Genomic DNA, 254 nt, shown 5'->3' with positions numbered 1-254 from the left:
CCTCCGCACCGATCGCAGCCGCTCGGGCGATCAGCGAGCGCACGCTCTGCCAGGCACCGCCGTGCAGCGGACCGGTCAGTGTCGACAGGCCGGACAAGGTGGCTGCGGATAATGTCGCGCCCGCGGAAGCGGTGATTCGTGCCGTGAAGGTCGAGGCATTCAACTCGTGGTCCGCAAGCAGCACGAAACAGCGGCGTATGAGATCCGCTGCGTCGGGACGATCCCATGCAACGGCGAGACGTTGATGCAGAGGC

Annotated in this window: 1 protein-coding gene; it reads right to left on the bottom strand. The window is 66.1% G+C overall.

All coding sequences use genetic code 11. The annotated features are described in order from the left end of the window. Nucleotides 1-254 (bottom strand): citrate/2-methylcitrate synthase (locus tag ACPYOJ_RS35960; RefSeq protein WP_481420473.1); only part of this gene is annotated, 254 nt, incomplete at both ends.

Source organism: Rhizobium sp. SVR5-9E, assembly GCF_056755095.1.
This window is presented reverse-complemented; position numbering and strand designations above follow the sequence as displayed.